7 protein-coding genes are annotated in these 6,915 nt (G+C 34.6%); 2 read left to right on the top strand and 5 right to left on the bottom strand.

Translation table 11 applies throughout. The annotated features are described in order from the left end of the window. Window positions 1-26: 26 nt before the first annotated feature. From HMPREF9171_RS112680 to HMPREF9171_RS112700, 5 genes are all read right to left on the bottom strand, one after another. Complete coding sequence (locus tag HMPREF9171_RS112680; protein WP_000398683.1) at window positions 27-893, bottom strand: GRP family sugar transporter; 867 nt, start codon at window positions 891-893, stop codon at window positions 27-29. A 55-nt stretch (window positions 894-948) separates the two neighbouring features. Then, window positions 949-1,611, bottom strand: a complete 663-nt coding sequence (locus tag HMPREF9171_RS112685) for a helix-turn-helix domain-containing protein (protein WP_001871853.1) — start codon at window positions 1,609-1,611, stop codon at window positions 949-951. 74 nt (window positions 1,612-1,685) lie between these two features. Further along, window positions 1,686-3,167: an IMP dehydrogenase gene (gene guaB / locus HMPREF9171_RS112690; protein ID WP_000073440.1), complete on the bottom strand. Its 1,482-nt coding sequence runs from the start codon at window positions 3,165-3,167 to the stop codon at window positions 1,686-1,688. A 156-nt stretch (window positions 3,168-3,323) separates the two neighbouring features. Next, the gene (locus HMPREF9171_RS112695) at window positions 3,324-3,809 is read right to left on the bottom strand and encodes an arginine repressor (RefSeq protein WP_001034427.1); all 486 of its coding nucleotides are present in this window, start codon (window positions 3,807-3,809) and stop codon (window positions 3,324-3,326) included. Window positions 3,810-3,818: 9 nt separating this feature from the next. Then, window positions 3,819-4,499: a Crp/Fnr family transcriptional regulator gene (locus HMPREF9171_RS112700; protein ID WP_000628848.1), complete on the bottom strand. Its 681-nt coding sequence runs from the start codon at window positions 4,497-4,499 to the stop codon at window positions 3,819-3,821. A gap of 207 nt (window positions 4,500-4,706) precedes the next feature. Here HMPREF9171_RS112700 and HMPREF9171_RS112705 point away from each other — a divergent pair, with 207 nt between their 5' ends. Both HMPREF9171_RS112705 and arcA read left to right on the top strand, forming a co-directional pair. Further along, on the top strand, window positions 4,707-5,411 hold the full coding sequence (locus HMPREF9171_RS112705; protein ID WP_000159984.1) for a B3/B4 domain-containing protein: 705 nt from the start codon (window positions 4,707-4,709) through the stop codon (window positions 5,409-5,411). Between the two features lie 267 nt (window positions 5,412-5,678). Beyond that, complete coding sequence (gene arcA, locus HMPREF9171_RS112710; RefSeq protein WP_000194842.1) at window positions 5,679-6,911, top strand: arginine deiminase; 1,233 nt, start codon at window positions 5,679-5,681, stop codon at window positions 6,909-6,911. Window positions 6,912-6,915 lie beyond the last annotated feature (4 nt).

Here is a 6,915-nt window from a genome sequence, read left to right as displayed (position 1 = left end):
GAAGCAACAGATTAATCTGTTGCTTTTTAATAAGATTTAACAATACCAAGTAATATAGCACCCATAACAAAACAAAGGATACCCATGACAACCCATTTCTGCTCTTTCTTCGTTTTTGTCTCACCTAAAAATAAAATACCACCAATAATAGAGATAATTACTCCAAGTTGAGAAAAACTAAAAGCAATTGCTAGCCCTGCTTTAGCTGCTGCCAATAACATGAAGACATTACCAACGCCCCACATGAGACCTGTAATCATATTTTTAACAACAACAGCCTCAAAGTTAACACGAAACTTCATGAAACAAATTGCACCTAGACACATTCCAACAGCCATAGGTAAAATAACGGCCATAGCGTCGAACTTCATAATGTTATTAAATAAAACTGCGTACGAGATGTAACCTACAGTTGAATAAGCAATTGTAGCAAATCCTTTTGAAAACTCTTGATGTGTTGCCAAAGCTTGTTCTGAGACATCACGTTTACTTGAGAAATAGAAGCCGATAACTAATAATGTCAACGCTGTCAATCCTAAAATAAATTGGATTGGCTTAGTCCATTCATGAAAGACTAAAGCACCAACTAGGCTTCCACCTACTAATTGTGCACCACTTGACAGTGGATTAGCAACAGAGACTCCCATATATTTCATTGCTTGAAATTGACCATTTTGGCCGACTGACCATAGGATACCACCTAAGATACCAAAAATCCACAATGAGGCAGTCATCTCTGGCTGTTTAAATAACCATACGATAATCGCAAATAGCAATGCTCCTAAAGTCATTCCAAATGTTTGTTGATTTGGACGCCCTCCAATTTTATTACTAACAAATCCAATACTTCCCCACGCAAACATGGGAATCAATGCAATAAGTAAACCTTCCAATTCTTTCTCCTTACAATGGAATATTAAGTATTACCTATTTTCAATCCTAGAGAATCTATTGACTAACTTTATTAGCAAGATCAGCAAATACTATAGCTTTATCAACACTATCTTTTTCCAAAGCTATAATGACTTGTTTTATCAATAAATTGACCAGTGATTTAGAATAAGGTAACTGTTCTTTAGTCATATTACTAATCTTATTTAAAATAACATCTTCAGGTAAAATATCTTGAAAATAGCAGATGACTTTGAAATAAAAATCATTGTACTGTGTCACACCATTCAGATAAGTAACTACCAGGTTAATCTCATCTTGAGGCAGCCTCATATTTAACCCTAAATTTGAAATAAAAAGTTTAGCCAATATTTTGAGAACATTGCTTTCTATTCTATCACAGGATTGTTGTTTTTGGAAACTGAAAATTCTCATGATATCTTCATTATCTCGATAAGATTCCAGTAAAGTTAATTGCTCTAAATCAGTATTAGAAGTTCCAGCCTTAACTTTTGAATCTAGAATGGATACTTCATTGATAGTTACCCCAACCTCCAACGTTTGTAAAGTTTTAATAAATTTATCAATACCTATTTGTGTCTCACCATTTTCAAAACGTGATAGAGTTGATTTTGATAATTGAGCACTTTTGGCTAGAGAACTTAGGGATATACCTTTGTCTTCTCTCAACTCTTTTAAAATTTTTCCATAATTTTTCATACAAAAACTTTACTATATTTGTTTCTTTTATGCAACAAAAAGCATCCTCATAGGGGATGCTTTTTGCCCTTATTTTAGTGTACTGAATAATTTGGTGCCTCATTTGTAATTTGAACATCATGGGGATGGCTTTCTTTCAAGCCAGCTCCTGACATTTCAACAAATTGAGCATTATCATGAAGTTCTTTTATGTTCGCTGCACCTACATATCCCATACCAGAGCGAATGCCACCAAGCATTTGGAAAACAATATCGGCTACTGAACCTTTGTATGCTACACGACCTTCAATACCTTCTGGAACCAATTTGTTAGCCTCGTTTACAGAACCTTGGAAATAACGATCGCTTGAACCTTTTTTCATTGCTGCAATTGAGCCCATACCACGGTATGTCTTGAACTTACGCCCTTGAAAAATTTCTGTTTCTCCTGGTGCTTCATCTGTTCCTGCAAACATTGAACCTAGCATAACTGCATTTCCACCTGCTGCAAGTGCTTTTACAATATCACCTGAATATTTAATACCACCATCAGCAATGATAGTCTTACCGTACTCACGCGCAACAGCCGCTGCATCGTAAATAGCTGTAATCTGAGGAACACCTACCCCAGCAACGACACGAGTCGTACAAATTGAACCTGGACCAATACCAACTTTAACGACATCCACACCTGCATCATAAAGTGCACGCGCTCCTTCTGCTGTAGCAATATTTCCCGCAATCAATGTGCGATTAGGGAAGTGAGCACGAATTTCAGCAATTTTACGGAGCACACCAGCTGAATGTCCATGTGCTGTATCAATGACAATAGCATCTGCACCTGCTTCAAACAAAGCTTCTGCACGTTCAAAAGTATCAGAGGTTACACCTACTGCACCTGCAACTAAGAGACGTCCAAATTCATCTTTTGCTGCCTTCGGAAATTCAATAACTTTTTCGATATCCTTAATAGTAATAAGTCCTGAAAGACGTCCCTCATCATCTACTAAAGGTAGCTTTTCAATACGATGCTCATGAAGAATACGCTCTGCAGTTTCAAGATCTGTACCAATAGGAGCTGTTACAAGATTTTGACTTGTCATGTGCTCTGAGATTAGTTGTTTATAATCAGAAATGAAACGCATATCACGGTTAGTAATAATTCCAACTAATTTACGATTCTCGAGTGTCTCCACAATAGGAACTCCACTAATGCGATAGTTTTGCATCAATTCCTCAGCTTCAGAGACAGTATTATCTGGTGTCAAGAAGAATGGGTCAATAATAACACCATTTTCTGAGCGTTTAACTTTACGAACTTCTTCTGCTTGATCAACTATTGACATATTTTTATGAATGATACCAAGCCCACCAGCACGCGCAATAGCAATAGCCATCTTACTATCTGTAACTGTATCCATTGCAGCTGTAATGATTGGAATGTTTAATGTCAAATTATCAGCCAACTTTGTCTTCATATCAACTTCATTTGGTAAAACATGGCTTTCAGCAGGAATAAGCAGAACATCATCAAAAGTAAAACCTTTTTTCAAAAACTTAGTATCCCAATTTGACATCAAAAAATCCTCTTTTCTTAGATAGTAGATATAAAAAATCCCATTAAAATTATATTGTTACTATCATATCACGCTAAAATCATTTGTCAATATAAAAAGAGCATAGAATTAATAGCTTCTAGCTCTTTAAAGTAATGAAAAAATCTTCTTAATTTTCTATTTTTTTGAGAAGAAGAAAGGCGGCGTATACTGACTTAATTTCTCAAAACACTTTTGAGCTTCTTCACTATTATTACAAATAATCAAACAAGTATCATCACCACAGACAGTTGCTAAGATCTCAGGTAATAAAATCGAATCTAATATGGAGCCAAAAGATTGAGCTAAGCCAGGTAGTGTCTTCAAAACGATTTGGTTTTGAACTGGAAACAGCATGACTAGGGCATCTTCCATGTAAAAACGTAACCGTTCTTCCCAACGCTTCTGAGATATACTATGAATCTCATAATAAGTTTCTGTAGCATTATCACTGCTTTCGTTAACCTTAATTAAATTAAGTTCCTTCATATCTCGAGATAATGTTGCTTGCGTCACTGAAACGCCATTTTTTTCTAGTAATTCCCTTAACTCATGTTGTGTACGCACCTTAGTCTCAGAGACTAAGGAACGAATTAATTGGTGTCTTGTTTCTTTTTTATTCATATAAACTCCTTATTCAATGAATTTCTTGAAATAATTTTTATTATTATAGAGAAGCTTCTTTCCTTTCATTTCAACGATATCTTTTTGGCGTAATTCCTTTAAAACATGACTAACTGTCTCGCGAGTAGTTCCGCTCATATTGGCAATTTCAATCGTTGTAATAGGAAAAGGTAAATGTCCCCTTTCTGTAGGAACTTGCAAAAGTAGAGTTGCAAGCGATTGGATAACTCTCATACTGGCACTTGAAGTCACCATATTACGAAGTCGTATTTCATGAACTCGTAATAGCTTAGAATATTTCCGACAAAGATGCTTCATTTGATTGATATTTTGAAGAGAGTATTCTTCGTATAAAGCCATTGGCAGAGAAAAATACTCAATATCCGTAATAGCTACTGCTGAAAAATGGTAATCATCATCCAAAAAGAGACCTCCATAAGGAAAAACTGTATCTTGTCTAACATAATCTGTATAAATAAAAGAACCAGAAGCGTCTGATTGTTCAATTTTTACATGTCCTGACTGGATTAAAAACAGTTTTTCACGGTAATCACCTTCAAAAAATAAGGTATGATTTTTTAGAGCTGTACGATGTTTAATGTGGCTCACAATATGGTCAAATTGTTCAATAGTAAAGTGTTTAAAATCATCTAGTTGTCTGAAATAAAAATATTGTTCTTTTGTAATCACCTGATTTTCTAGACCTTTCTAATCATTAGATGCGAACATTTTTTGTATAATGAAAATTTTTTAATGTATAAAATTTTCTTGTCACGATAAATCCTCCTTCATTATAGCAAAAAAATTCGTAGAAAGAACGTTTTTCGTTGAATTTTGAAAACGCTTTTGAGAAAATGTAATTCTTCTGATATCTTTTAAAAAAATTGAGAGGCCTTCATGACTAAATTTATTGTTGATTCATCGTACTGGAATTTGTTTCCAACTTCTAAGATTGGGGTAATCTTAATCAAAGATTATCACATGGACAGGAACCTTGAAACAGAACTTAAACAGTTACTGTCTGATAGTTATTCTTTAGCAAAAAAATATTTGCAAGAGAAAGAATTCAGTCAAAACAGAGTTATCCAAACTTATCGCAAAGCATATCAAACCTTTAAAACTAAAAAAGGTGCACGTTCAAGTATCGAAGCATTATTGAAGCGAGTTAATTCAGGAAACGAAATTACTAGTATAAATCCTCTAGTTGATATCTATAATGCCGCTAGCCTTAGGTTTGGATTACCTATTGGTGCTGAGGATAGTGATACATTTAGAGGTGATTTAAAACTAACTATTACCAATGGTGGTGATGAATTTTACTTGATTGGCGAAGATTTTAACAGACCAACTCTTTCAGGTGAGCTTGCCTATGTTGATGATGTTGGAGCAGTTTGCCGCTGTTTTAATTGGCGTGATGGAAAACGTACTATGATTACCGATAATACTCAGAATGCTTTTTTAGTTATCGAATTAATTGATAATGGAAGAGAAATTATTTTTAAAGAAGCGTTGGACTTTATCGCCACCAATACAAATCGTTTTCTAAAAGCTAAAACACAGACCATCATATTAGATAAAGAACACAGTGAAATAACGCTATAACATTAAAACGAAAAGTAAAAATTTTACTTTTCGTTATTTTTTTTAGGTTAATAATTTCTCACTTTCCAACGATAAAAGAAAGAAATTGTATAGAAATCGCTTTCATTTCTATAAATTTAAATTTTTTTGGATATAATCGTGACATTCTTAACACTTTTAATGCGAATAACTTCCCTATTTTATATTCAAAAGAAAGTAGAATGTAAATGTAGATATAGAGATAAATCCTGTTTCAATACAAATCTCTAACTAAGAAAGGAGTAAAATATGACTCAAACACATCCAATTCATGTTTTCTCAGAAATTGGAAAACTTAAAAAAGTTATGCTACACCGTCCAGGTAAAGAAATAGAAAATCTGATGCCTGATTATTTAGAGAGACTCTTGTTTGATGATATCCCATTTTTGGAAGATGCACAAAAAGAACACGATGCGTTTGCACAAGCACTTCGCAACGAAGGAGTCGAAGTACTTTACCTTGAAAATCTTGCTGCCGAGTCGTTAACAAACCAAGAAATTCGTGAACAGTTTATCGATGAGTACATTGGCGAAGCAAATGTTCGCGGTCGTGCTACTAAAAAAGCTATTCGAGAATTATTACTCAATATCAAAGATAATAAAGAACTTATCGAAAAAACTATGGCAGGTATCCAAAAGTCTGAGCTACCTGAAATCCCATCTTCTGAAAAAGGTCTAACTGATCTTGTCGAATCTAATTATCCATTTGCCATAGATCCGATGCCAAATCTTTACTTTACACGTGATCCATTTGCAACTATTGGGAATGGAGTTTCATTAAATCATATGTTCTCTGAAACACGTAATCGCGAAACTTTATACGGTAAATATATCTTTACACATCACCCAGAGTACGGTGGAAAAGTCCCTATGGTCTATGAACGTGAAGAAACAACTCGTATTGAAGGTGGAGATGAGCTTGTCCTTTCTAAAGATGTCCTTGCCGTTGGTATCTCTCAACGTACTGATGCTGCCTCTATTGAAAAACTCTTAGTCAATATTTTTAAACAAAATTTAGGTTTTAAAAAGGTTTTAGCATTTGAATTTGCAAATAATCGTAAATTTATGCACCTTGACACAGTCTTTACAATGGTTGACTATGACAAGTTTACAATTCACCCAGAAATTGAAGGCGATCTTCGCGTTTACTCTGTAACTTACGAAAACCAAGATCTTCATATTGAAGAAGAAAAAGGTGATTTGGCAGATCTTCTAGCGAAAAACCTAGGAGTTGAGAAAGTGGAATTGATTCGTTGTGGGGGTGACAACTTAGTCGCTGCTGGACGTGAACAATGGAATGATGGTTCAAATACATTAACTATAGCACCAGGTGTCGTTGTCGTTTACAACAGAAATACAATCACAAATGCAATCTTAGAGTCCAAAGGATTGAAATTAATTAAGATTAATGGAAGTGAATTAGTTCGTGGGCGTGGTGGACCACGCTGCATGTCAATGCCATTTGAACGTGAAGACCTTTAAAATT

This window comes from Streptococcus agalactiae ATCC 13813, assembly GCF_000186445.1.
GTDB classification, from domain to species: domain Bacteria; phylum Bacillota; class Bacilli; order Lactobacillales; family Streptococcaceae; genus Streptococcus; species Streptococcus agalactiae.
Note: the sequence above shows the minus strand (reverse complement) of the source record. Positions and strands in the feature narration are given on the sequence as shown.